A 24,988-nucleotide genomic window follows, 5' to 3' on the forward strand; every position below is an offset into this window, starting at 1 on the left:
GTACTCGATGGGATCGGCCTGGAACGAGAGCGCACGCTCGTCCGGCGATCTGCAGTTGTGCGGACCATCCCGAGAGAGACAAGGTAGGTCGCGGGTTACGCCTCGTTGACCGAGTCTTTGCGTAATACACCGAACTTTAAACCCGTTGGTGCCGAAGCGCCAGCGCTGCGCGCGATCAGATGCAGGCCTCGGTCACCGTCACCAGCGCGAGCCGAGGTTCTGTATCGTCAGGGAGAATCGGCAGAGCACAAGCGGTCACCGTGTGCGTGGTGTAACCGCCGTCTCGGTCTCTGAATCGGACGGTAATGCTCGGTTCGTCTCCTGCTCCGCCTGCCCGGGACACTGATTTCGCGAGTGTTTCGACTGCTCCGTCGTCGTCCGGGTGCACTCGCGGTCGGGGGTCGGTCGGGTCGAGATTCCAGGCGATGGACGGCGGCGGCGGCCCGTGCCAGTACAAGGTTTCCAACGTGCACAGATCGACTATTGCGGTGTGGCGTCGTGCGGTGGCAGAGGCACCGGCTACGAGCCCGCTCATCGTTTCCTGGACTCCGGTAGGGGATGGATAGTTCATGACGAACGGACCGCGGTCGATTGCAATGCCGCGCAGATAGCGACCTTCGCCTTCGACGGTAGTGTGCGCCAGCACCCGAATTCGATGTAACTCGTCCGTGGTCCAACGCTGGGTGGCGTCGAGATCCACTGCGTCGCCGACTGCGCTGGATACCAGCATCGCGAGGACGTCGGTGGCTCGCAATCCGAAATCCAACGTCGCCATCGCTTCTGCTACCGACAAGTGCGCCACATCGGCATTCAGCGCCGGGGAGTCCTTGGAGTGGGCAGTGCCGCGAGTCAGATTCCAGCGAAAGGCCCAAGCATTCGACGGCGGGGAGTCGCACGTGCCTGGATGCAGTCTGGCCCATACCGCCTGGACCGTACCGTCGTCCCCACGAATCGGACGGGCCGAGACGTACCTGCCCGACCCGCATTCGATGTCCACATCCCTGCCCGATTCTGCACACCGAGAAACCGCATCACGTGCGTGGATCGAGTCGGACGACCTCCTCAGGAACACCGCCATGGGAACCTTGCTCTTCTGCGTTGTCCCTACAGCCACCACGCACGCCGCCGAATCCGGTTCGAGAAGAATCAACAGCCAATCGCCGTTTCTACGCCCCATCGAGGCGGACTCCCTTCCACTCGAGTCGAGCTCCACGGATCTTCCCTGCTTCGGGTCGTGTACCGACACCGTACCGGTGAATCCGACAGAAGGGACAGGTGGCCGGGCCCGTCGCAGTGCCGCGCTACCCTCGCTTGTCGACGTGCAGTTGAATGCGGGTGGCGACGTGTGTATCGGCGAGTGATTCGGCCACGAAGGCGGCACGTGATTCGGCTCGGGCGGTGAATGCGATGACATCGAAATCTGCTGCAGCATAGACGGATACAGCAACAGTGGGCATCCCGCGATCGTCGATCGCCGTACCGCGGGCGCGTCGAACACCGGGGAACTCGGCCAACTCGGCGGCGACGCCCGTGGCGATGGCGCTCAGATCCACGTGCGCCGAGAAATGGGGCTCCTCGATGACGCTTGCTGTTCCGGTCGTGCGCGGAGAGAAGTTGCCGATCAACAGGAGCAGCGCGGCGACCACTGCGATGCAGACAACCACAGCCAGCGTCGGCACCCACCAGCCCTGTTCCGGTAGTTCCGAAATCCGTGCGCGGTCGAAGCGAGACAGCGTTTCTCGCGCCCACGGAACGTCGTAGTGCCAGGCAAGCGCGAATCCGCCACCCGCGATCAGCCCCACACCCGCCACGATCGCGAGCAGTCGATCGACACCGGCGACGAACGTCTTCATCACGACACCCTCGTCGGAGCTGCCACCGATTGCTTCACCGTCAGGCGTCGCCCGCCCGCAGCAACCGACAGTGTCGGAGCAAGTGCCTCGCGCACGTCGACGTCGACCCGGTCGGCACCGTAAGCAGCATCCCGCTCGACTCGCACCTCGATCTTCTTACGCGTGACGACGGTGTGTGCGTCCACCACTCCGCGCGTGGACTGCGCTGCAGCACTGCACAATCGGGCGATATCCGTGGCTGTGGCCCAGACCGTGGACGCGCCCAGGCCGGAATGCGTCTTCGTCCGCGGCTTGACCCCGATGAACACGAGGATCAGCCCGGCGACGACGGCGGCGATCGAGGCGGCGATCATCCAACTCTGCCAGTGCAATCCGGCTGCCCAGGACACAGCGTCGGCGATCCATCGACGTCCGCCGAGGTGGCCGTGCGCGATCAGGAACTCCCTACCGGCGACGAAGGCGAGACCGAGAAGCGCGAATCCCAACAACAGTGCCACCGGCATCGCGGCGGGCCCGGCCGTGGGTGGACGAGGTGGAATCGCTTGCGATTCTTCGGTATCCGAGATCGACGAGGAACCGGTGTCCAGTGTGGCGTCCGATACCAGGACGTTCACTCGATGCACGTGCAGCCCCGTCATCGTCGCCAACGCGGCCTCGACGGCGGCGTGCACGGACGCGGTCACCTCGGTGATCTGCGACGGCCAGGTCACACCGATGTAGAGGTTGACTGCGATCGTGTCCTCGCCGAGGGTGACGTCGGCGCGGGGGAGTTCTCGACCCGTCAGTCGCGAGAAGCCGCCGGTGGTGCGCGTGACCCGAGGATCCTTCAGTGCCGCCGCGATGGCGGTCCGAGAAATGGCCCGATCCTTGATCTCGACGCTGCCACGCATCTCGAGGCCGTCGTCGACCTCGTCGGATCCAGCCTGCGTCATCACCGAGAATCCTTTGCGCCGGTCGCGGGTCGCTGTGGTGCGGCACGCGCTCCACAACTGTAGTGACGACCGTCTGCGGATGATGTCACGAGAGTAATTGTTCCTGGCATACTGCCACCGTGTCGGAAATTGTGCGGGTGACCGCGTCGGATATTGCGTCGGCAGAGGAGCTGCTGGAGCCGGTCATGCGCCGGACCCCTGTGGTGGCCTCGCGAATTCTGTCGGATCTGACCGGCCACGAGGTGCGCCTGAAGTGCGAGAACCTGCAGCGCACCGGATCGTTCAAGCCGCGCGGGGCGTACAACCGCATCGCCCGGCTCGACGCCGAGCAGCGCGCCCGCGGGGTCGTCGCAGCCAGTGCCGGCAATCATGCGCAGGGCGTCGCCTGGGCGGCGTCGCAGGTGGGGATCGACTCGACCGTGTTCATGCCGGTCGGAGTGTCGCTACCCAAGCTCGTCGCCACCAAGGCCTACGGCGCAACGGTTCATCTGGTGGGCAACACGGTGGACGAGGCACTGAAGTCGGCGCGGGAGTTCGCCGAACGCACCGGTGCCACTCTCATTCATCCGTTCGACCATCTCGACATCGTCGCGGGGCAGGCGACGCTCGGTACCGAACTGCTCCAACAGATGCCGGACGTCGGCACCATCGTGATTCCCACCGGCGGTGGGGGACTGCTGGCCGGCGTCGCCGCGGCGGTCAAGCTGACCAAACCCGATATCAGGATCGTCGGGGTACAGGCCGAGGGTGCTGCCGCATGGCCGGCGTCGCTGAAGGCGGGCCATCCCATCGCGTTGACATCGATGTCGACGATGGCCGACGGCATCGCGATCGGCCTGCCCGGATCGGTGCCGTTCGATCACGTGCAGGGCTGGGTCGACGACGTGGTGACCGTGAGCGAGGATGCGCTCTCTCGCGCGTTGGTGCTGTGCATCGAGCGAGCGAAACTCATCGTGGAGCCGGCGGGTGCCGCGGCGGTGGCAGCGCTGATGACGCATTCCGCGGACGAACTCGGATTGACCGGCTCCGTGTGTGCCGTCCTCTCCGGCGGGAACATCGACCCGCTGCTGCTCACCCACGTGATCACCCACGGTCTCCGGGCGGGTGGACGTTATCTCGCTGTACGCGTGACCATTTCGGACAAGCCGGGCGGACTCACCGGCGTACTCGGAGTGGTGCGTGATGCCGGGGCCAGCGTCGTCGACGTCGTCCACTCCCGTACCGGCGGACGCCTGGGGCTCGAGGAGGTCGACGTGATGCTGACCGTCGAGACCCGCGGACCCGACCATCGAGGTTCGGTGCTCGATGCCTTGGGTGCGGCGGGCTACGCGGTGCATGTCGAGAACTGACCCAGTTATCGAGACGACCGATTCAACGACGCAGGCTTCGACGGATCACCTGGCCGACACGCGAACCTGCACTACGCATGAAGAACAGTGCCGGTGTCCAGTAGCTTCGTCGAATCGCCTGGTTCACTGCCTGCGTCAGTTCTGCATCGGAAATACCCGACGCCTGCATCGCGGCGAGTGCGGTTCTCAGGTAGCCGTCATCGCGGCTTCTCAGATCCATTCGACGAACAGCGCGTACATCGATGATCTCGGGGAACGTCGTGCACTGTGCACCTGCGGCCGCCAACCCGATCCGGGTGCGAACGCACTTGGCGCACCTGCCGCAGTTGAAGGCCCCGTCGAGGTTCTCCCAGCAGACCCGCAGATGGTTCATCGCGGTCCGGTTCTCGCCGATCCGACGAATCTTGCCCAGACGGTGCAGTTCGAGTTCGTGGTGCTCGAACTCGACTGTGCCACTGGACCACAAGGGGTCGAGGTCGGGATGAGAGCCCCACGGCGTGAGTTCCTCGCGGCAGTTCGACGACGGGATGATGACAGTGCTCAGGTGTTGCGACAACGCCAGACCGACGTGCGCCAATGCAGCACCGTGAAAGTCGTATCCCCAGTCGAGCGGTAGTCGGTCGCCGAAGGCCGACCTCATCGTGGTCTTGACCTCGATCAACGGTTTGCCCAACTCCGCCGCCGACTTCCTGGCTGCGGCCGAGGCTCTGGCCGCCAGGTTCTCGTCGTCGACATCGATGTCGAAACCGTGCACGAAGATCAGGTGAGTGATGCGATCCGATTCCGTGATCGCCGAGTAGAAGCTGTCGACGCCGCCGCTGAAGAAGCACCCCACTCCTGTCGCGCCGGTGGCGACTCGGCCGGGTTCGGCGGAGATCGACACTTCTCGAAAACGCTTGGGATACCAGTCGAGGAAGACCTTCTGAGCCCCGGATGCACCTCGAAGCGCGGTCGAATCCACGGGGCCGTCGAACGTGATGTCCCAACCCTTGCGCATTCCGGCCGTCAGTAGCGGCGGAAGCCAGGGGGTGGCGGAATGGTCGAGCGAATAATTGGACTCCGTCGTCACTCGAGTCTCGACACCCGACGGAGTCGTTATTCGCGCGGTGATGCGCTCGGCGTCGGTGCCTTCGACATGCACCGCCATCGGGCTGATCACGGTGGAGAGTGTGCCACAGGGAAAGTTGTCCAGACCGGATTCGTCTCGACGGGCCCCTTCACGACCGGCTGGTAGCTTGAGCAGCGACTTGAACCAGGACATCGGTGGGAGATATTTGCATGGCTCGGCTCGTCGCGATCGTCTCCGCTGTCCTGGGAATCCTGTTGACGATCGCGATACCGCTGCTGCCGATCGAGCAACAGCAGTCCTCGCTGACCTGGCCGCAGGGCGAGACGATCGGCAGCGTCGAAGCTCCGCTCGTCGGCTACACCCCCATCGGCGTCGACGCGACGATTCCGTGTGCTGCCGTCGAACAGTTGCCCGGCGGCGGTCTGTTGTTGTCGACCTCGCCCGAGGGATCGCCCGACGCCTATCGCTACGGTCTCGTTGCCGAGGTGACGGGCGGTGAGGCATCGCAACTGAAGGTGACGTTGCGTGATTCGGTCCTCCTCGAGAAGCCGGTCTCCGAACTGACCGACTGCGCGTTGACGATCACCTCGAACGGTACGGCGACCACGGTCGGGCTGACCGACGCCGAGACCACCACTCGCGAGGGCGATGTTCGGCCGCAGTTGGTCGGAGTCTTCAGCGATCTTCGAGGCACCGTCGAAGGCCTCACGCTGACAGCGCAGCTCGACAGTCGATTCTCGTCGACCCCGAGCGCGCTGAAGTGGTTCGCGATGATCGTCGGTGTGCTCGCCACGGGCATCTCGCTGGTGGCGCTGCACCGCCTCGACCTGTCCGACGGCAGGCGCGCCCGACGCTTCCTCCCTCGTCGATGGTGGACGTTCGGCGTGGCCGACGGCGTGGTGATCGGGACCCTGCTGGTGTGGCACCTCATCGGTGCGAACACCTCCGACGACGGTTACCAGCTGGGCATGGCGCGCACGGCCGATCACGCCGGATACATGGCCAACTACTTCCGCTACTTCGGCGTTCCCGAGACACCTTTCGGCACACCGCTGTACGACATGTTCACCCTCCTCTCGCACGTCTCCACGGCCAGCGTGTGGATGCGGTTGCCGACGCTGATCTGCGCTGTCGTGGCGTGGCTCGTCATCAGCCGCGAGGTGATCCCGCGGTTCGGTGCGGCCGCTCGCGCGTCGAAGACGCCGCTGTGGACCGGCGGTCTGGTGATGCTCGCGTTCTGGCTGCCGTACAACAACGGCTTGCGCCCTGAGCCGTTCGTGGCGCTCGGAGTGTTGCTGACGTGGTGCTCGGTGGAGCGCTCGATCGCCACCCGCAGGTTGCTGCCCGCAGCCGCGGCGATTCTGATCGCGGCGTTGACGGTCACGTGCGGACCCTCCGGATTCATCTGCTTCGCGCCGTTGATCGCCGGGGCTCGACCGGTGTTGCAGATCGTCGTCGCCCGCGCGCGTGACTTGGGTTATCGAACACCGGGCAGCACGACACTGGGAGCGGTGGCGCTGCTCGCCCCGTTGGTCGCGTCGGGCACGGTTGTATTGGTGTTCGCGTTCGGCAACCAGACCGTGGCGGGCATGCTCGAGATGCAGCGTGTGCACAACGCGGCCGGTCCGAGCCAGGCCTGGTTCGACGAGTACCTGCGCTACCAGTGGCTGATGAACCTGGACATCGACGGCTCGCTCGCGCGTCGCTTCGGGGTGTTCGTCATGATCGTCTCGCTGATCGCAGTGGTCGTGGCGATGCTGCGCAAGGGCGGCAAGATCCCCGGTACCGCAACGGGTCCGGCACGGCGGATCGTCGGCATCACCGTCGGCGCGATGGCCCTGATGATGATCACCCCCACCAAGTGGACCCACCACTTCGGTGTCTTCGCCGGACTCGCCGCATCGGTTGCAGTACTGGCAGCGGTGGCGACCGGTGCCGCGGTGCTGCGCTCGCGACGCAACCGACTCCTGTTCGCTGCTGCGGTCTCGTTTCTGCTGGCCGTCGCGTTCACCGGAACCAACGGCTACTGGTACGTGTCGGCGTGGGGAGTTCCGTTCTGGGACAAGCCGATCCTCGTTGCCGGCCTGGGCATCTCGACCATGTTCCTCGGCCTGACCCTGCTGCTGTTGCTCGCAGCCGTCTGGTTCCATCTTCGTGCGCCCTATGTGCGCACCGACATTCCGATGGCACGTTGGTGGTCGGTGCCGCCGATCGCGGTGGCGGCCGCTCTGATGGTGCTGCTGGCCGTGGCATCGATGGCCAAAGGCGCGGTGGCGCAATGGCCGTCGTACTCGATCGCGAAGTCGAACCTCTCCGCGCTGGCCGGGAACACGTGCGGTCTCGCCAACGACGTACTGCTCGAAACCGACCCCAATGCCGATGTGCTGCAACCGGTGAGCGGCGACGCATTCGCCGCGCTGGGTGCCATGAACGACGGATTCACCCCGAACGGCGTTGCGGGTGACCTGACTGCCGACAAGGAGGCGTCGGCATCGGGTACCTCGAACACCGTCGACACCGAGGAGCAACAGCAGCCGGCGTCGACCACCGGTGCCGGAACCGGTGGCAGCGCACTGCCGTACGGCCTCGATCCGGAGTCCGTGCCGGTGCTCGGCTCGTTCGGGTCCGACACCCCCGCCACCCTGACGACCGGCTGGTACGCGTTGCCCGCCGATCCGGGCGACCTGATCTCCATCGCCGCTGCCGGCCGCATCCGCTCGGTGGACTCCGACGGCATCGTCACCTACGGGCAGAGCCTCGAACTCGAGTACGGAGTGGACGGGCAGGCGCAGGGGCGGGTGACGCCCATCGACATCGGTCCGACGCCGTCCTGGCGCAACCTGCGTGTACCCATGGATCGGATTCCGGCCGGCACCAACATGATTCGCCTGGTGCTCTCCGATACCGATCGCGATCCCGACCAGTGGTTGGCGATCACGCCGTCCCGAGTTCCGCGTACTCAGACGCTGAACGAGGTCGTCGGCCGTGACGCTCCGGTGATGCTCGACTGGGAGGTCGGGTTCAACTTCCCGTGCCAGCATCCGTTCGACCATCGCCTCGGGGTTGCCGAAATTCCGCAGTACCGGGTACTGCCGGACCGCAGCGGTGCCGTCATCACCAACGCGTGGCAGGACCACTTCGGCGGCGGGCCGCTCGGGTGGATCGACATCGTTGCCTCCGCCCGCACCATCCCGTCGTACCTGTCCGGCGACTGGGACCGCGACTGGGGGTCGATCGAGCAGTACACCCCGTACGACGAGTCGGCGCAGGCGGCGCAGATCACAGCAGAAGAGGTGCAGCGTTCGGGTCTGTGGACGCCCGGTCCGATCAAGACCGGTTAATCTCTAGGCGTTCGGAAGTCCTTACACCGACCAGGAGAGAAACGGGGATAGGGCAATGGCGAACGCTATAGAAGTAGAGGACCTCGTACTTCGGTACGGCAAGAACGTCGCGCTCGACGGGATCGATTTCACCGTTCCGGAGGGCACGGTGCTCGGTGTGCTCGGCCCCAACGGTGCCGGAAAGACCACGGCGGTCCGTATTCTCGCCACCCTGCTGCAGGCGACATCGGGCTCGGCCAGAATCTTCGGACTCGACGTGCATTCGCAGGCGAACGAGGTGCGGAGCACGATCGGACTGACCGGCCAGTTCGCGGCCGTGGACGAGTACCTGACCGGGTACGAGAACCTCGAGATGGTCGGCCGACTGTTCGGCCTGCGCAAGGCCGAAGCCAGGAAGCGCGCCGACGAGTTGCTCGTGCGTTTCGACCTCGAGTACGCCCGTGACCGCACCGCCAAGCAGTACTCGGGAGGTATGCGTCGGCGACTCGACATCGCGGCCAGCCTGATCGGGCGACCACGAGTGGTGTTCCTCGACGAACCCACCACCGGACTCGATCCGCGCAGCCGGATCACCATGTGGGAGTTCATCGCAGATCTCGTCCGTGACGGAACCACCATTCTGTTGACCACCCAGTACCTCGAAGAGGCCGACCGGCTGGCCGATTCGATCATCGTGTTGAACAAGGGCAAGATCATCGCCCGCGGCACGGCGGACGAGCTCAAGGCGCAAACGGGTGGGGAGCGAGTCGAATTCGTGCTCACCGATCGATCTCAGGCCGATCGCGCGATGCAGATCCTGGCCCCGATCGGCGTCGAGCCGCCCACCCTCGACGATCAGGTCGGCCGGATCGTCATGCCCGTCAACGGGGGATCGAAGGACCTGTCGACCGCACTGGTCGAGCTCGAAACGAACGGAATCGAGGTCGTCGACGTCGGTCTGCGGCGGCCGAATCTCGACGATGTGTTCCTGAGTCTGACCGGTCAGACCACCGGCGAGCCCGAGACGGCGGAGGAAGAGAAATGAGCAACGTCCTTCTGGATTCCGCGATCATCACCAAGCGAAATCTGATCAAGCTCAAGCGAGTTCCCGATCTGCTGTTCTTCGCCACGCTCTCCCCGATCATGTTCGTCCTGCTGTTCGCCTATGTCTTCGGCAGCGCGATCGAGGTTCCCGGCATCGACTACAAGAGTTTCCTGATGGGCGGCATCTTCGTGCAGACGATGATCTTCGGTGCCTCCATCACCGGGTCTTCGCTGGCCGAGGATCTGCAGAAGGGCGTGATGGATCGGTTCCGGTCGTTGCCGATGGCACGTTCGGCCGTCGTCATCGGGCGCACCGCCGCCGATGTCGGAAACAACATCGTCACCATCACGATCATGTCGATCACCGGCCTGATCGTGGGTTGGCGAATCACGTCGTCGTTCTTCGACGCGCTGCTCGGGTACGTGCTGCTGCTGCTGTTCGCATACTCGATCTCGTGGGTGATGGCGCTGGTGGGCTTGATCGTGCGCTCGCCGGAGATCTTCAACAACGCGTCGTTCATCGTGATCTTTCCGCTGACGTTCATCGCCAACACCTTCGTCCCGATCGACAACTTCCCCAGCGTGCTCAAGACGATCGCCGAGTGGAATCCGATCTCGTCGGTGACGCTGGCGGTGCGAGAGCAGTTCGGCAACACCAACCCGATGGCGCCGCCGCCGGAGGTCTGGCCACTGCAGAACCCCGTGCTCTACACCCTCATCTGGGTGGTGTTGATGCTCGTGGTGTTCGTGCCGCTGTCGGTACGCAAGTACCAGAAGACGATGACCGCCTGACATCGACGCAGAAAAGCACCCCCGGTCGCTCGGCGACCGGGGGTGCTTCGATGTCTTCCGGGGAAAGGCTTACGTGTGGTATGGCTCCGCGCTGACGAGCGTGACCTTCATGGTCTTGCCGTTGGGCAGTGTGTACTCGCGGGTGTCGCCGACCTTGGCGTCGATGAGCGATCCGCCCAGCGGTGACGCGGGGGAGTACACCTCGAGCTTGTTGTCGCGGGCACCCTCTTCGCGAGTGGCGATCAGGAACGTCTCCGTGTCGGACTCATCGCCGTCGTAGTAGACCTTGACGACGGACCCGGGCAGTGCGACACCGGACTGAGTGGGTGCCTCGCCGACCTTCGCGTTGTTGAGCAGCTCCTGCAGCTGGCGGATACGTGCTTCCTGCTGGCCCTGCTCCTCACGCGCAGCGTGGTAGCCGCCGTTCTCCTTCAGATCGCCCTCTTCGCGACGCTCGTTGATCTCGGCGGCGATGACGGGGCGATTGGAAATGAGCTGGTCGAGTTCGCTCTTGAGCCTGTCGTGTGATTCCTGGGTAAGCCAGGTCACCTGGGTCTCGGTCATCTCGATCACTCCCTCGTAGTCGGAATCTCGAGTTCGGATTCCGGTTTCTGAGCAGGTAGGGCACGCAACGAACAGGGGACTCCAATGGTTGGATCCCCTTGGTCGGCCCACATCCTGGAGCCGTCGTCGTCGTTCGCAGGTGAACCCTGCCCGCAATGCAGCAATACACGGCACCTACTGCGGTGGCCGTGTATGGGCCGAGCTTACCACGAACAGGCAGTTCGCCTATCGGGCTCGTAAATATTCGGGAACATCGAGGCTGCAGCCGTAGACGTCGCCGACGGCGGGTGCGGCCGACGTCGTCACCTCGGTGGTCATCTCCACGGTGGTCGACGCCGACTCCGGCGGGACGTACACCTCACGTCTACCGGTCTCGGAGCCGTCGCGCGATCGGGCGCGGACGATGCACACGGCCGGTTGCTCGGGATCCTGCCGGGTGACGCTGAACCTGATCGACATCGTCTGCTCGTCGACGATGTCGAACGAGAGCTGACTGCCCTCGATGGGTTTGACCGAGAACTTGCTGTACGCGTAGTAGGCCACACCCGTTCCGACCAGCAGGACCAACGCCACGAGTGCGATCTTCGTCGCACGTTTCGGGGCCTGCCGAACGCCGCTCGGACCGGAACCCGACGGGTATCTACCTGCGGGAAGTGCGTTGGTCATGTCAGCTCTCGGGGTCGATTCGGGGGTGCCGCTGGGTGCCTGTCGGCATCAGGTGGAACTATAGGTCAGGCAAGAACCAGGCGAATCCGAGGTGAGGAAGAACGTGTCCGGACTGCGGCTCATGGCAGTGCATGCCCATCCCGACGACGAGTCCAGCAAAGGTGCTGCGACAACGGCTCGCTACGCGGCCGAAGGGCACGAGGTTCTGGTCGTCACGCTCACCGGCGGCGAGCGGGGCGACATCCTCAATCCGGCGATGGACATTCCGGGTGTGCACGAGCGCATCCGGGACGTTCGACGCGAGGAGATGGCGGAGGCCGCCCGCATCCTGGGCGTCCGCCAGACGTGGCTCGGCTTCGAGGATTCCGGGTTGCCCGAGGGCGATCCTCTACCGCCTCTCCCCGAGGGCTGTTTCGCGCTGGTCCCGTTGGAGGTCTCCACCGAGGCGTTGGTGAAGGTGGTGCGCGAGTTCAAGCCGCACGTCATCACCACCTACGACGAGCGCGGCGGTTACCCGCATCCCGACCACATCCGCTGCCACGAGGTCTCGATGGCCGCATGGGAGGCCTCGGGCGATCCCGAACGCTTCCCCGACGCCGGTGAGCCCTGGACTCCGCTCAAGCTCTACTACTCGCACGGGTTCATCCGTAAGCGCATGCAGCTCTTCCACGATTGGTTCATCGATCGCGGCGAGGAGAGCCCGTTCGTCGACTGGCTCAAGCGTTGGGACGGACAGCGCGACGAGATCATGGGTCGCATCACCACGCAGGTCACCGTCGGTGACTGGTTCGAGCAACGCGACGACGCACTGCGCGCACACGCGACGCAGATCGACCCCAACGGGTCGTTCTTCGCCGTGCCGCTGGACGTGCAGCGCAAGCTGTGGCCCACCGAGGAGTTCGAGTTGGCTCGCACTCGGGTCACGACGTCGCTGCCCGAGACGGACCTGTTCGCCGGAATAGAAGAGACCACCGAATGATCGTGTCGATCCTCGCCCAGCAGCCCACCGGTCCCGAGTTCGGTAAGTCATCGCCGATCGGCCTGGTGATCCTGGTTGCGCTGCTGGTCGGAACGGCACTGTTGATCTGGTCCATGAACAAGAAGATCAAGCGTCTGCCCGCCACGTTCGAGAAGGAGGATCCGACGTTGGATCAAGCCCTCGACGAAGGCACCGACCGCGGCGGGATCGCAGATCCGTCCCCGCCGGAACGGACTCGAACCGAACCCGCCGCCACCGACGAGCCCTGATGCTCGACGCCAATGCCCTCGGTGAGTCCACCAGCCCGTATCTGAGGCAGCACGCGGACAACCCGGTGCACTGGCAGCAATGGGGACCGCAGGCTCTGCAGTCCGCCCGTGATCGCGATGTTCCCATCCTGCTGTCGATCGGATACTCGGCGTGCCACTGGTGCCACGTCATGGCTCACGAGTCGTTCGAGGACGAGGCGACCGCGGCATCGATGAACGAGCATTTCGTGTGCATCAAGGTCGATCGCGAAGAACGACCCGACCTCGACTCGGTGTACATGAACGCCACCGTCGCGATGACCGGCCAAGGGGGGTGGCCGATGACGTGTTTCCTGACCCCCGACACCGAGCCGTTCTACTGCGGAACGTACTTCCCGCCTGCCCCGCGTCAGGGAATGCCGTCTTTCCAGCAGTTGCTCACCGCGATCGCCGACACCTGGTCGACGCGGCGACAGGAAGTGTTCGACGCCTCCGCCGACATCGTCACCGAACTGCGCAAACACAGCGCAGGAGTGCCCGCGGGCGGACGCCCGATCGACGCCGATGCTCTGGCGGCCTCGGTCTCGGCGATCTGCGCGGACGAGGACACCACCTACGGTGGCTTCGGCCGGGCACCGAAGTTCCCACCCGGCGCGCTGCTCGAGGGTCTGCTCCGGCACTACGAGCGCACCGGCGATACAAAGGTCCTCGGCGTCGTTCGCCGTACCGCGTCGGCCATGGCACGCGGTGGCATCTACGACCAGCTGGGCGGGGGATTCGCGCGCTACTCCGTCGATGCCGAGTGGGTCGTCCCGCACTTCGAGAAGATGCTCTACGACAACGCGCTGCTGTTGCGGTTCTACGCGCACGCGGCCAGGGTCGACGACGATGCGCTCGCCCGGCGGGTGGCGTCGGACACTGCGGAGTTCATGCTCCGTGAACTACGCACGGACAACGGTTGTTTCGCGTCGGCCCTCGATGCCGACACCGAAGGCATAGAGGGTCTGACCTACGCGTGGACCCCGGAGCAACTGATCGAGACTCTCGGTTTCGAGGACGGCGTCTGGGCAGCGGGGTTGTTCGCGGTGAATTCGGCAGGCACGTTCGAGGCAGGTATGTCGGTACTGCAACTGCCCGCCGAACCCGAGGACTACGACCGGTTCGCCCGGGTGCGCGGAGCACTGTCGGCCGCTCGCGCGACTCGGCCCCAACCCGGCCGCGACGACAAGGTCGTCACCGCATGGAACGGGTTGGCGATCACCGCGCTGGTCGAGGCCGGAACCGGGCTGGGGCAGCCGCGTTGGGTCGACGCGGCAGTCGAGTGCGGCGAGCAGCTGTTCGCCGGCCACGTCGAGTCCGGGCGGGTCCGCCGTGCCTCTCTCGGCGGAGCGGTGGGTGAGGCCATCGGTGTGCTCGAGGACTACGCGTGTCTCGCGGTCGCCGCGGCGGCGCTGTTCCAGGCCACCGGAGATTCGGTCTGGTCCGAGCGCATGACGTCGATCATCGACGCCGCGGTCGAGCACTTCGCCGACCCCGACGACGTCGGCGGCTGGTTCGACACCGCCGACGACGCCGAGACTCTCGTGACCCGCCCTCGTGACCCGATCGACGGGGCCACCCCGTCGGGAGCATCCACGATGGCCGAGGCACTGCTCACCGCAGCTGCATTGGTCGATCACAGCTCCTCTGCGCGTTACGCCGAACTGGCGGCTGCGTCGCTGGCACGATCGGCGTCGATTCTCGAACGAGCGCCCAGGTCCGGCGGGCACTGGTTGGCGGTCGCAGAAGCGTCCGTTCGTGGCCCGATTCAGATCGCGGTGTCGACGGCACCCGGCGGTGATCTGCTCTCGGCCGTGCGGGCGCTGGCTCCTGGCGGTTCCGTCGTGGTGGCAGGCGTGACGGATTCGTCGGCGCTGCTGACCGACCGTCCACCCGTCGACGGCCTCGAAACGGCGTACGTGTGTCGTGGCTTCGTGTGCGACCGTCCTGTGACGTCTGCCGAAGATTTGCCGTTCGTACTGCAGAGGTGACGACGCTCGTCGATGCTTCGACGGGAGAACAGTACTGTTGCCGGGAGTTTCCTCGGCCTGGGGTGGTCGAACGTCTGTCAAGGGATCGACGGTGTCATGAGTGAAGGTGTCATGAATGAGGGTGTGATGCGTGCGGGCACCGTGTACGAGGCAGTGACCGACGAACAACGCGCTGCTGTCGCCGAGTTCGTGGCCGCGGTTCCGATGGCGGCCATGGTGCATTCGATGCAGTACGAGGTCGTCGGTGCCAACATCCTGTGCGAGGGTGTGCTCGGGTGCGCGGTGGACGACATGGTCGGTCGACCCGTTGCGGATTTCGTGCCGCTCGGCGATCGCGCGTCCGCGACGCGCATCGCGGTCGAACTCGAGCACCGGTATCCCGATGCGGGCTCCGCCGATCAGGGTCGACCGATCGGAGCGCTGCGTCGAGTGCGCCGCGGCGACGGGGAGGTCGTCTCCTGCTGGATGCATGTCGGAATCGCGAAGATCGCCGGGCGTCGGTTCATCGTCGCGCTCCTGGATCTGGTCAATCCGGTCGCGGACGACACCGTTCGTTGGCGCGATCGCGCCGAGCGCGACGAGTTGACCGGATTGCTGCGACGTGGGCCCTTGCTCGCCCACGTCGACGAATGGATCGCCGAGGATCTGCCGGTCGCTCTGGCATTCGTCGACGTCGACAGGCTGAAATCGATCAACGACGTGCACGGTCACGCTGCGGGCGACGCCATTCTGGAGGCAGCAGGACGTCGCCTGCACCAGTGGTCGCCACGCGGGAGCGTCGTCGGTCGGTACGCGGGAGACGAGTTCGTGTTCGCCGTGTCGTTCGACGGGGCGAAGGGGACCGACAGCGCCCATATCGCGGATTCGGTGCGGTCGGCGATCTGCGGAGAGCCGGTGCCGTTCGGATCGAATCTGCTCGGGGTGTCGGTGAGTGTCGGCGTTGCCGTGCGTGAGCCGGGGGAGGCAAGAGATCGACTGATTCAGCGCGCCGATGCACTGATGTATCGAGACAAGGCAGCTCGAAGCAGCTGAGGGCGGATCAGAACAGTACGAGCCACACGGCGACCAGGTGGCAGGTTGCCGCCAGGACCGTCGCGGCGTGGAAGAACTCGTGATGGCCGAAGGTGGTGGGCCAAGGATTCGGCCACTTGGTGGCGTACAGCACGGCCCCGACGCTGTAGAACACCCCGCCCACGAGCAGCAACAGAAACGGTGCAAAGCCGACGTGCTCGATCAGCGCGGGTGCGACCGGGACGATCGCCCAGCCGAGGAGTAGGTACAGCGGTACCCCGACCCATCGGGGAGCTGTGGGCCACAACATCTTCAGTGCCACCCCGGCGAGGGCCCCGACCCACACGACGACGAGCAGCACGCGTCCGGTCGAGGCGGGTAGACCCAGCACGGCGAACGGGGTGTAGCTACCTGCGATGAACAGGAAGATCATCGAATGATCGGCGCGCTTCATCCAGATCTGCGACGCCGCGGTTTTCCAGTGCACGCGATGGTAGGTGGCACTGACCCCGAACACGCCGCAGACGGTGACGGAATACACGCTCACGGCCACACCCGCACTGACCGAGACCATGCTGAACGCGAGGGTGACGAGGGTGATCGCGCACACCACCGCCACGCCGAACGCATACAGGTGAATCCAGCCGCGCATACGTGGTTTGACGGGAATCTCGTCCAGTCCGAACATCGTCATGAAAGATGACCTCTCCGTACCGCCGGCGAAACCTACGCCACCGTAGGTTCTGACGCTACTGTACCGGCGACCGGCTCGCAGACGTCGGCGTAAGGTGATCCTTCGTGGTGATGAGAGCAGCGGTGACGAAGCAGTGGTGATCATTCCGCAGAAGGTCCGCGGCGTTCTCTACAACGTGTACGAGCGGCGTCTGCTGAGCCAGCTCGAAGGGGTTCAGCACCCTCGGCACGTGGCGGTGATGTGCGACGGCAATCGCCGCTGGGCGCGCGAGAACGGATTCACCGACGTCGCGCACGGGCACCGGATGGGAGCCCTGAAGATCGCCGAGATGCTCGGCTGGTGTGATGCGGCCGGAATCGAGATGGCCACCATCTACCTGCTATCCACCGAGAACCTGCGCCGAGACGCGGACGAATTGGATTCACTGCTCGACATCATCACCGACGTCGTCGAGGAGATCTGCGGACCCGAGATGAACTGGGGCGTCAAACTCGTCGGCACCCTCGATCTGCTCCCCGCGTCGACCGCGCGTCGGCTCAAGGAAGCAGCAGCGCTGACCGAGGGACGATCCGGAACGCACGTCAATGTCGCCGTCGGATACGGCGGGCGGCAGGAAATCGCCGACGCCGTGCAGTCCCTGGTCAGCGAGAAGATCGCCGAGGGCGTCAGCGGCGACGACCTGGTGGCGTCGATCAACGTCGACGAGATCGGCAGTCACCTCTACACCTCCGGCCAACCCGACCCGGATCTCGTCATCCGCACCTCGGGCGAACAGCGACTGTCCGGCTTCCTTCTGTGGCAGAGCGCGTACTCGGAAATCTGGTTCACCGAGGCCTACTGGCCGGAATTCCGTCGCGTCGACTTCCTGCGTGCGCTGCGCGACTTCGCGGCCAGACACCGACGTTTCGGTATCTGATCGAGTTCGGCTCTACAGCTTACGAAGCCGCAGCCGGTTGATCGCGTGGTCGTTGTCCTTGCGCAGCACCATTGTCGCTCGCGGTCGCGTCGGCAGGATGTTCTCCACCAGATTGGGGAGGTTGATCGAATGCCACAGATCCTCGGCCGCGATCTGCGCGTGGTCGTCGGACAGGCCTGCGTAGTGGTGGAAGTGCGAGGACGGATCGGTGAAGGACGTCTTGCGCAATGCGAGAAAGCGTTTGACGTACCAACTCTCGATGTCCTCGATCCGCGCGTCGACGTAGATCGAGAAGTCGAACAGATCCGAGACCATCAACCGTGGTCCGGTCTGTAAAACGTTGAGCCCCTCCACGATCAGGATGTCGGGCTGCCGGACCATGTGGTACTGGCCCTTGACGATGTCGTACGAGACGTGCGAATAAACCGGTGCGCCGACCTCTTCGGTACCGGACTTGACCTCGGTGACGAATCTGAGCAGTTTGCGCCTGTCGTAACTCTCGGGAAATCCCTTGCGGTGCAGTATGCCTCGACGCATGAGCTCGGCCGTCGGATACAGGAATCCGTCGGTGGTGACCAGATCGACCCGCGGATGGTGGTCCCATCGAGCCAGGAGTGCCTGCAGCACACGGGCCGTCGTCGACTTGCCGACGGCGACACTGCCCGCGACACCGATGACGAACGGGACCTGACGGTCGGGGTGCTTCTCGCCGAGGAACGTCGCAGTCGCGGCGAAGAGTCGTTGCCGAGCCGCGACCTGGAGGTGAATCAGTCGTGCCAGCGGCAGATAGACCTCCGCCACCTCGTCGAGATCGATCTGTTCACCCAGACCACGCAGACCGACGAGCTCTTCCTCGGTCAGCACCAACGGCGTGGATTGGCGCAGCGTGCGCCACTGCACACGGTCGAACTCGACGTACGGACTGGACTCGCTCACGCACAGCTCCAACAGGTCGGAGCTGCGGAGGGTTCGGCTGAGCTCCTGTCGAGCGCGAGTCGCATGGTTCCAGATTGTGCTCGGTGCCGGTCGATCGCGCACGGGCGGGGTCGTTCGCCGTACTAGGGTTCGGTTATGGATGCTGCTTCCCTCGTTCGTGAATACCTGCTGCTGGGCCTGAGTTTCGACCGGCTCGAAGACGGATTCGTCGACGCGTACACCGGCGATCCCGAGTTGCGTCGTATCACCGAGAACGCCCCCGCGCCCGAGCCGCGTGAGCTGATCCGTCGAGCACAGACACTGCGCGCCGAGCTCGGCAACGTCGATATGACGCCCGAGCGCACGACGTTCCTGGACGTCCACCTGCGCGCACTCGAATGCTCGGCACGCAAGTTCGCAGGCGAGGACATCGGCTTCGTCGACGAGGTCTACGCCTACTTCGACGTCCGAATCTCCGCGGGCGATCAGGACCAGTACCTGCAGGCACACCGCATGATGGACGAGGTCCTCGCCGGTCCCGGGTCACTCGGCGAACGGTTGATCGCGCATCGCCGAGCCGACGTGATTCCGGCCGACCGACTGCAGGACTGTGTCGAGGCGTTCTCGTCCGCACTGCGCGACCGCGTCCGCGCCGAGTACACACTGCCCGACACCGAGAAAGTGACCTACGAGGTCGTCGGCGACAAGCCGTGGTCGGGGTTCAACTACTACCTCGGTGACTTCCGGTCGACCGTCGCGATCAACTCCGACATCGAGCAGCAGATGGCCAACCTGCCGCACCTGATCGCGCACGAGTCCTATCCCGGCCACCACACCGAGCACTGCCGCAAGGAGAGCGGCCTGGTCGGTGCAGGCCAGCTGGAGCAGACGCTGTTCCTGGTCAACACCCCGCAGTGCCTGATGGCCGAGGGCCTGGCCGATCACGCCCTCGGGGCCATCGTGGGCGAGGGCTGGGGCCTGTGGGCGCAGGAGATCTACGCCGATCTGGGTCTGCGGTTCGACGGCGACAAGGCCGAGCGTCTCGCGGCCGCGTCGAGCCGGCTGTTGGGGGTGCGCCAGGACGCCGCGCTGCTGCTGCACGACCAGCACAAGAGCGAGGACGACGTAGCCGCCTACCTGGAGCGATGGTCGTTGGCATCGCCGCAGCGCGCCCGGCACAGCCTGCGGTTTCTGTCCTCCCCGCTGTGGCGGGCATACATCAGCACCTACGTCGAGGGCTACAAGCTGCTGGCCGGCTGGCTCGACCGCGGCGAGACGGCGAGTGAGCGCGCGCAGCTGTTCGGCAGGCTGCTCGACGAGCCACTGACACCCGGTGCAGTGCGCGTCTCGTAAACTGGCCGAGCCCCCTTCATTCTGCTGTCCCTTTGGAGACTCCTGTTATGACTGACGTCAACAACCTGTCACTGGCCGAACTCGATCCCGAGGTCGCCGAGGCGATGGCCGGTGAGCTGGGGCGTCAGCGCGACACTCTCGAGATGATCGCCTCGGAGAACTTTGTCCCCCGCGCGGTGTTGCAGGCCCAGGGCAGCGTCCTGACCAACAAGTACGCCGAGGGCTACCCCGGCCGCCGCTACTACGGCGGTTGCGAGCACGTCGACATCGTCGAGGATCTCGCGCGCAACCGCGCGAAGGAACTCTTCGGTGCCGAGTTCGCCAACGTGCAGCCGCATGCAGGCGCACAGGCCAATGCAGCCGTGCTGATGGCCCTGATCAACCCGGGCGACAAGATCATGGGCCTCGACCTGGCGCACGGCGGCCACCTCACGCACGGCATGAAGCTCAACTTCTCGGGCAAGCTCTACGAGGTCGAGTCGTACGGGGTGTCGAAGGAAGACCACCGGATCGACATGGACGAGGTGCGCAAGCAGGCCATCGCCGCCAAGCCGCAGGTGCTCATCGCCGGCTGGTCTGCCTACCCGCGCCACCAGGACTTCGCTGCGTTCCGCTCCATCGCCGACGAAGTGGGCGCACTGCTCTGGGTGGACATGGCGCACTTCGCCGGACTCGTCGCCGCAGGCGTGCACCCCTCGCCCGTGCCGTACGCGGACGTCGTCTCCTCGACCGTGCACAAGACCCTCGGTGGACCCCGCTCCGGCATCATCCTGGCCAAGAAGGAATGGGCCAAGAAGCTCAACTCCGCAGTGTTCCCCGGCCAGCAGGGCGGTCCGCTGATGCACGCCATCGCCGCCAAGGCCGTCGCCTTCAAGATCGCTGCGACGCCCGAATTCAAGGAACGCCAGGAACGCACCCTCCTCGGTGCATCGCTGCTCGCCGATCGCCTCACCGGTGCCGACGTCGCCGACAAGGGCATCTCCGTCCTCACCGGCGGCACCGACGTGCACCTCGCGCTCGTCGACCTGCGCAACTCCGAGCTCGACGGCCAACAGGCCGAGGACCTCCTGCACGAGGTCGGCATCACCGTCAACCGCAACGCAGTGCCCTTCGACCCGCGTCCGCCGATGGTCACCTCCGGCCTGCGCATCGGCACCGGCGCACTGGCAACCCGCGGATTCGGCGAGGCCGAGTTCACCGAGGTGGCCGACATCATCGGCACCGCCCTGGCCACCGGCGAGGCCAGCGATTCCCTCAAGGACCGCGTCGTGAAGTTGGCACAGAGCAAGCCACTGTACGAGGGCCTCGAAGACTGGGGACTGCTGGGCTGACCCAGCACTCGCGCCCACCCGGTCCGCGTCAATGGACCATTGCAGCGCCCAGACGTATGCAGTGGTCCATTCACGCAGAACCCTGGTCTGGGTCAATGGACCATTGCAGCGCCCAGACGTGTGCAGTGGTCCATTGACGCATCCGGGGAGGGCACTCTCGGCACCGCTCGATTGCCGACCTGGGTCGATTCGGCCGTAACGCGTTGTTCACCGACACGCCAGACTTCCAACGAGCCGAACCTCGATTTCGGCGGTACCGTCGGCAGTAACAGGCAGCGGGGAAGCTACCTGTGCGGGAGGTTCTGATACGTGACTGAGCTAGTGAGCGCGAGAGGGCCGGTACCCGGTCCTCGTGTCACCTGACACATCGGACCCGACCGGCCGAGCGACAGAGTTTGCGCGGTACCGCGCAGACGTAGGAGCCCCACGTGACCACTTCACGCTCCGTTTCCGCCCCTCTTCGGACATTCGTGCTCGATACCTCGGTTCTGCTCTCGGATCCGTGGGCAGTCATCCGGTTCGCCGAGCACAATGTGGTACTTCCGCTGATCGTCATCAGCGAGTTGGAGGGCAAACGCCACCATCACGAATTGGGATGGTTCGCGCGGGAATCCTTGCGCATGCTCGACGACCTGCGCGTCGAGTTCGGTCGACTCGATCAGCCGGTTCCCATCGGAACTTCCGGTGGCACACTGCAAGTCGAGCTCAATCACACCGATCCTTCGGTTCTTCCCGTCGGCTTCCGTACCGACTCCAACGATTCTCGAATCCTCGCCTGCGCGCTGAACCTGAAGGCCGAGGGCAAGGACGTCGTGCTCGTCAGCAAGGACATTCCGTTGCGCGTCAAGGCCGGTGCCGTCGGTCTCCCCGCCGACGAATACCACGCACACGACGTGGTGCCGTCCGGTTGGACCGGAATGACCGAACTCGAAGTACCGTCCGACGCAGTCGACACGCTGTTCAACGACGGCGTCATCGACCTCGTGGAAGCGCGAGACCTGCCGTGTCACACGGGAGTTCGACTGCTTGCCGGACGGCAGAGCGCGCTGGGTCGCGTCACGCCGGACAAGCAGATCCAACTCGTGCGCGGCGAACGTGAGGCGTTCGGCCTGCACGGCCGTTCGGCGGAACAGCGAGTGGCGCTGGATCTTCTGCTCGACGAGAGCATCGGCATCGTCTCGCTCGGCGGAAAAGCAGGCACCGGTAAGTCCGCTCTGGCGCTGACCGCCGGACTGGAGGCCGTTCTCGAACGTCGCTCGCACCGCAAAGTCGTTGTCTTCCGGCCTCTCTACGCCGTCGGTGGCCAGGAGCTCGGCTACCTCCCCGGTAGCGAGAGCGAAAAGATGGGCCCCTGGGGTCAGGCGGTCTTCGACACCCTCGAAGGGCTCGCGAGCCCGGAGGTGATGGAGGAGGTCATCGCCCGCGGAATGCTGGAAGTATTGCCACTGACACACATTCGCGGCCGATCGCTGCACGACTCCTTCGTGATCGTCGACGAGGCGCAGTCACTCGAACGCAACGTGCTGCTGACGGTTCTGTCCCGGCTCGGTTCGGGCTCACGCGTCGTACTCACCCACGACGTCGCTCAGCGAGACAACCTGCGCGTCGGACGACACGACGGCGTCGCTGCAGTGATCGAAAAGCTCAAGGGTCACCCACTTTTCGCGCACATCACCCTCACCCGCAGCGAGCGTTCACCCATCGCGGCACTGGTGACGGAAATGCTCGAAGAATTCGGGCCTTCGGGAGCCTGACCCCCCTGGGAGCGTGGAGCCTGCGGGTCGTTCCGCAGGCTCCACTCCTGCCTTCAGGGTCGTTCCGCAGGCTCCACTCCTGCCTCGTACCCCACTACGAAGTTTCGCTCACAGGGGTCACCGGCCGAGCACGGCCCGGAATGCCCCTCGCACAAACCCTTTCAGGAAGTCGACGTTGTCGAAGTAGTCCCGCCACACGGCTACTTTGCCGTCGCGCAGCTCGAAGGTTCCGCACACCCAGAACTCGATTCGGAGTCGTCGCCAGATCAGCACATCGGTGCGCTCGGTGAGCACGACGTCTCCGTCTGCAGCGATGTTGTGCACGATCACGTCGAAGCCGAACGCAGGCTTGGCGAGCGTCGCCATGAACCTGCCCACGTTCGAGTGGCCGCGAACCTTCGGTAAGCCGACGTTGTGCCACACGACGCGTTCGTCGAGGAGCGACATGGCGCGCTCGGTGTCTCGACTTCTCAACGCGTCGAACAGATTCACTACGGTCTCGGTTGCCTGCTGTGTGTCGGTCACTTGGTGAATCGTCCCAATCCATCGCCGTCGAAGAACTCCAGGGTCAGCGTGTTCCCGTCGAACGTCGCCTCGGAAACGGTTCCGTCGGGTGCATTCTCACCGGTCGGCTCGAACGTGAACGTATCACCGTCCCAGGGTGACAACTCGTAGGAGGTTCCGTTCGGCCCGATGGCCAACACCAGTTTCCCGTTGACCTCCGTTATCGTCGCAGGCCCCCAATAGCTGTTCTGGTACACCCCTGTGTACGACGTGAGAGGTTGTGGCGCAGCAGCATTCGTGGGCGGGGTCTTGCCTGCGAGCTCGCCCTCCGGTTCGCTCATGCCGGCAAAGGCGTTCTTGTACAGCGTTCGCCAGTCCTCCCGCACCTCGCCGAACTGGACGAGGTCAGCGAACTCGGCGGTTACCGTTTCGGCGATGCCGATGGGTGCGGCATTGGTCAGTACGACGATGGCCACGTCGAGGGATGGAATCCAGACGAAGTTGGTGCCCGCTCCGAGCGCGAATGCTCCCGAATGGCTCACCGTCGTGCGACCGGCGGCACTGGTGGAGACGTTGAATCCGTAGCCGTAGTAGCCGGCGCGTGAATCCGGTGTCTCCGACGGGCTCGAGACGATCTGCGCGCTGATCGCGGGCAGGAGGGCTTCCGGGTCCACGAGCTGTCGTCCGTCGTGGTTTCCGTCGGCGATCAGCATCGTCAGCCACTTCGCGAGGTCGTTCACCGAGGAACTGACGCCGCCGGCCGGGGTCTGTGGATCGGGTTCCCGCTGGTACTTCGCCTGGTACTCGCCGTCGACGAGTACGTGGGGTACGGCCCGGTCGGCCCGAGCGATGTAGTCCGCGAACGACGAGCTGGTCGAGGTCATGCCGAGCGGGCCGTAGATCATGTCCTGGCTGAGGGTGTCCCAGTCCTTGCCCGACGCCGCAGCGACGGCCTCGGCCGCAGCCGTGATGCCGAAGTTGGTGTAGTGGTACGTGGAGCGGAACGGGTCGAGGGGGACCTCGCGCAGGCGTTCGAGAATCTGCCTGCGGTCGTAACCGAGGTCCTCGAGCAGATCGCCTTCGTGCTCGGGCAGCCCGCTTCGATGCGCATAGAAGTCGCCGACCGTGACGTTCTCGGTCACCCACGGGTCGTCGAGCGCGAACCACGGCAATTCCGAGACCACCGGCGTCGACCAGTCGATCACGCCCGCTCCCACCTGGGACACGATGACCGTCGCACCCACCGATTTGGACAGCGACGCCAACTGGAACACCGAGTCACCGTCGACGGGGTCGTCCGTGCCCACTTCGCGGACGCCGAACCCCTTCGAGTAGACGACGTCGGATCCGTGCACGACGGCTATGGCCATCCCGGGGATGTTCGACGATGCCATCAGCTCCTCGGCGATGCCGTCGAGCTTGCCGACAGCATCGTCGACGCGGCCGGCCGGAACATCGACGCCCGCGACCTGACCTGGGGACAGGTCACTGGTCGGCGCGGGCTCGGATGTCGGGGGACTGTCTGCGGTCGGTGCGTCGTTCGAGCATCCCACCAGCACGATCAGAGAGCACACAGCAACAAGACACAGAGAATTTCGACCCGACCGCATCACGAGGAGTCCTCACTTCGATGATTGGATGCACATGAGAATAGACCCGCAACG

General features: G+C 65.0%; 22 protein-coding genes. 12 read left to right on the forward strand and 10 right to left on the reverse strand.

Translation table 11 applies throughout. The features are described from left to right. Nucleotides 1-175: 175 nt before the first annotated feature. The 3 genes from CH276_RS21580 to CH276_RS21590 all read right to left on the reverse strand — a co-directional run bounded on the left by CH276_RS21580 (nucleotide 176) and on the right by CH276_RS21590 (nucleotide 2,785). The gene (locus CH276_RS21580; protein WP_094629542.1) at nucleotides 176-1,177 is read right to left on the reverse strand and encodes a GAF domain-containing protein; all 1,002 of its coding nucleotides are present in this window, start codon (nucleotides 1,175-1,177) and stop codon (nucleotides 176-178) included. Nucleotides 1,178-1,301: 124 nt separating this feature from the next. Beyond that, nucleotides 1,302-1,853, reverse strand: a complete 552-nt coding sequence (locus CH276_RS21585) for a hypothetical protein (protein WP_094629543.1) — start codon at nucleotides 1,851-1,853, stop codon at nucleotides 1,302-1,304. Then, complete coding sequence (locus tag CH276_RS21590) at nucleotides 1,853-2,785, reverse strand: Asp23/Gls24 family envelope stress response protein (RefSeq protein WP_094629544.1); 933 nt, start codon at nucleotides 2,783-2,785, stop codon at nucleotides 1,853-1,855. The genes CH276_RS21585 and CH276_RS21590 overlap by 1 nt, the downstream gene beginning before the upstream one ends. A gap of 185 nt (nucleotides 2,786-2,970) precedes the next feature. Here CH276_RS21590 and ilvA point away from each other — a divergent pair, with 185 nt between their 5' ends. Then, a complete protein-coding gene (ilvA, locus tag CH276_RS21595) occupies nucleotides 2,971-4,134 on the forward strand; it encodes a threonine ammonia-lyase (protein ID WP_217901372.1) in 1,164 nt (387 codons plus the stop codon). A gap of 22 nt (nucleotides 4,135-4,156) precedes the next feature. On the opposite strand, the gene CH276_RS21600 is transcribed toward ilvA, so the two are convergent. Further along, the gene (locus CH276_RS21600; protein WP_254924000.1) at nucleotides 4,157-5,395 is read right to left on the reverse strand and encodes a hypothetical protein; all 1,239 of its coding nucleotides are present in this window, start codon (nucleotides 5,393-5,395) and stop codon (nucleotides 4,157-4,159) included. Between the two features lie 17 nt (nucleotides 5,396-5,412). Between CH276_RS21600 and CH276_RS21605 the strand changes: the two genes are divergently transcribed. Genes CH276_RS21605 through CH276_RS21615 form a run of 3 tightly spaced genes read left to right on the forward strand, consistent with a single transcriptional unit; the run spans nucleotide 5,413 to nucleotide 10,359 of the window. Next, on the forward strand, nucleotides 5,413-8,544 hold the full coding sequence (locus tag CH276_RS21605) for an arabinosyltransferase domain-containing protein (protein ID WP_094629546.1): 3,132 nt from the start codon (nucleotides 5,413-5,415) through the stop codon (nucleotides 8,542-8,544). 55 nt (nucleotides 8,545-8,599) lie between these two features. Then, nucleotides 8,600-9,568, forward strand: a complete 969-nt coding sequence (locus CH276_RS21610; RefSeq protein WP_032394016.1) for a daunorubicin resistance protein DrrA family ABC transporter ATP-binding protein — start codon at nucleotides 8,600-8,602, stop codon at nucleotides 9,566-9,568. Beyond that, nucleotides 9,565-10,359, forward strand: coding sequence for an ABC transporter permease (locus tag CH276_RS21615; protein ID WP_032394017.1), 795 nt, complete (start codon nucleotides 9,565-9,567; stop codon nucleotides 10,357-10,359). Before CH276_RS21610 ends, CH276_RS21615 begins: the two co-directional genes overlap by 4 nt. Before the next feature lie 69 nt (nucleotides 10,360-10,428). On the opposite strand, the gene greA is transcribed toward CH276_RS21615, so the two are convergent. Together greA and CH276_RS21625 are read right to left on the reverse strand one after the other, a co-directional pair. Beyond that, nucleotides 10,429-10,923 carry a transcription elongation factor GreA gene (gene greA / locus CH276_RS21620; RefSeq protein ID WP_032394210.1) on the reverse strand — a complete coding sequence of 165 codons (495 nt, stop codon included), beginning with the start codon at nucleotides 10,921-10,923 and terminating at the stop codon, nucleotides 10,429-10,431. A 225-nt stretch (nucleotides 10,924-11,148) separates the two neighbouring features. Beyond that, entirely contained in the window at nucleotides 11,149-11,589 is a 441-nt protein-coding gene (locus tag CH276_RS21625) for a DUF4307 domain-containing protein (protein ID WP_032394018.1), read from the reverse strand. A gap of 103 nt (nucleotides 11,590-11,692) precedes the next feature. Here CH276_RS21625 and mca point away from each other — a divergent pair, with 103 nt between their 5' ends. From mca to CH276_RS21645, 4 genes are all read left to right on the forward strand, one after another. After that, a complete protein-coding gene (mca, locus tag CH276_RS21630) occupies nucleotides 11,693-12,568 on the forward strand; it encodes a mycothiol conjugate amidase Mca (protein WP_176459393.1) in 876 nt (291 codons plus the stop codon). Continuing rightward, complete coding sequence (locus CH276_RS21635; protein ID WP_032394020.1) at nucleotides 12,565-12,837, forward strand: hypothetical protein; 273 nt, start codon at nucleotides 12,565-12,567, stop codon at nucleotides 12,835-12,837. The genes mca and CH276_RS21635 overlap by 4 nt, the downstream gene beginning before the upstream one ends. Continuing rightward, on the forward strand, nucleotides 12,837-14,846 hold the full coding sequence (locus tag CH276_RS21640) for a thioredoxin domain-containing protein (protein WP_094629547.1): 2,010 nt from the start codon (nucleotides 12,837-12,839) through the stop codon (nucleotides 14,844-14,846). Before CH276_RS21635 ends, CH276_RS21640 begins: the two co-directional genes overlap by 1 nt. Nucleotides 14,847-14,957: 111 nt before the next feature. Further along, nucleotides 14,958-15,878, forward strand: coding sequence for a sensor domain-containing diguanylate cyclase (locus CH276_RS21645; protein ID WP_176459372.1), 921 nt, complete (start codon nucleotides 14,958-14,960; stop codon nucleotides 15,876-15,878). A gap of 7 nt (nucleotides 15,879-15,885) precedes the next feature. Here CH276_RS21645 and trhA read toward each other — a convergent pair whose 3' ends face one another. Beyond that, nucleotides 15,886-16,551, reverse strand: coding sequence for a PAQR family membrane homeostasis protein TrhA (gene trhA, locus CH276_RS21650; RefSeq protein WP_032394022.1), 666 nt, complete (start codon nucleotides 16,549-16,551; stop codon nucleotides 15,886-15,888). A gap of 133 nt (nucleotides 16,552-16,684) precedes the next feature. On the opposite strand from trhA, the gene CH276_RS21655 reads away from it, so the two are divergent. After that, entirely contained in the window at nucleotides 16,685-17,467 is a 783-nt protein-coding gene (locus tag CH276_RS21655) for an isoprenyl transferase (RefSeq protein WP_032394023.1), read from the forward strand. 12 nt (nucleotides 17,468-17,479) lie between these two features. On the opposite strand, the gene coaA is transcribed toward CH276_RS21655, so the two are convergent. Further along, nucleotides 17,480-18,403, reverse strand: coding sequence for a type I pantothenate kinase (gene coaA / locus CH276_RS21660; protein WP_037191653.1), 924 nt, complete (start codon nucleotides 18,401-18,403; stop codon nucleotides 17,480-17,482). A 135-nt stretch (nucleotides 18,404-18,538) separates the two neighbouring features. Here coaA and CH276_RS21665 point away from each other — a divergent pair, with 135 nt between their 5' ends. From CH276_RS21665 to CH276_RS21675, 3 genes are all read left to right on the forward strand, one after another. After that, nucleotides 18,539-19,735, forward strand: coding sequence for a DUF885 domain-containing protein (locus CH276_RS21665; RefSeq protein ID WP_094629549.1), 1,197 nt, complete (start codon nucleotides 18,539-18,541; stop codon nucleotides 19,733-19,735). 47 nt (nucleotides 19,736-19,782) lie between these two features. Next, on the forward strand, nucleotides 19,783-21,066 hold the full coding sequence (glyA, locus tag CH276_RS21670; RefSeq protein WP_032394025.1) for a serine hydroxymethyltransferase: 1,284 nt from the start codon (nucleotides 19,783-19,785) through the stop codon (nucleotides 21,064-21,066). A gap of 428 nt (nucleotides 21,067-21,494) precedes the next feature. Further along, nucleotides 21,495-22,820: a PhoH family protein gene (locus CH276_RS21675; RefSeq protein WP_176459373.1), complete on the forward strand. Its 1,326-nt coding sequence runs from the start codon at nucleotides 21,495-21,497 to the stop codon at nucleotides 22,818-22,820. A 117-nt stretch (nucleotides 22,821-22,937) separates the two neighbouring features. Here CH276_RS21675 and CH276_RS21680 read toward each other — a convergent pair whose 3' ends face one another. Both CH276_RS21680 and CH276_RS21685 read right to left on the reverse strand, forming a co-directional pair. Further along, on the reverse strand, nucleotides 22,938-23,345 hold the full coding sequence (locus CH276_RS21680; RefSeq protein ID WP_094629550.1) for a limonene-1,2-epoxide hydrolase family protein: 408 nt from the start codon (nucleotides 23,343-23,345) through the stop codon (nucleotides 22,938-22,940). Beyond that, nucleotides 23,342-24,934, reverse strand: coding sequence for a serine hydrolase (locus CH276_RS21685; protein ID WP_094629551.1), 1,593 nt, complete (start codon nucleotides 24,932-24,934; stop codon nucleotides 23,342-23,344). The genes CH276_RS21680 and CH276_RS21685 overlap by 4 nt, the downstream gene beginning before the upstream one ends. Between the last annotated feature and the right edge of the window lie 54 nt (nucleotides 24,935-24,988).

This window comes from Rhodococcus sp. 06-470-2 (assembly GCF_002258235.1).
Lineage (GTDB): Bacteria > Actinomycetota > Actinomycetes > Mycobacteriales > Mycobacteriaceae > Rhodococcoides.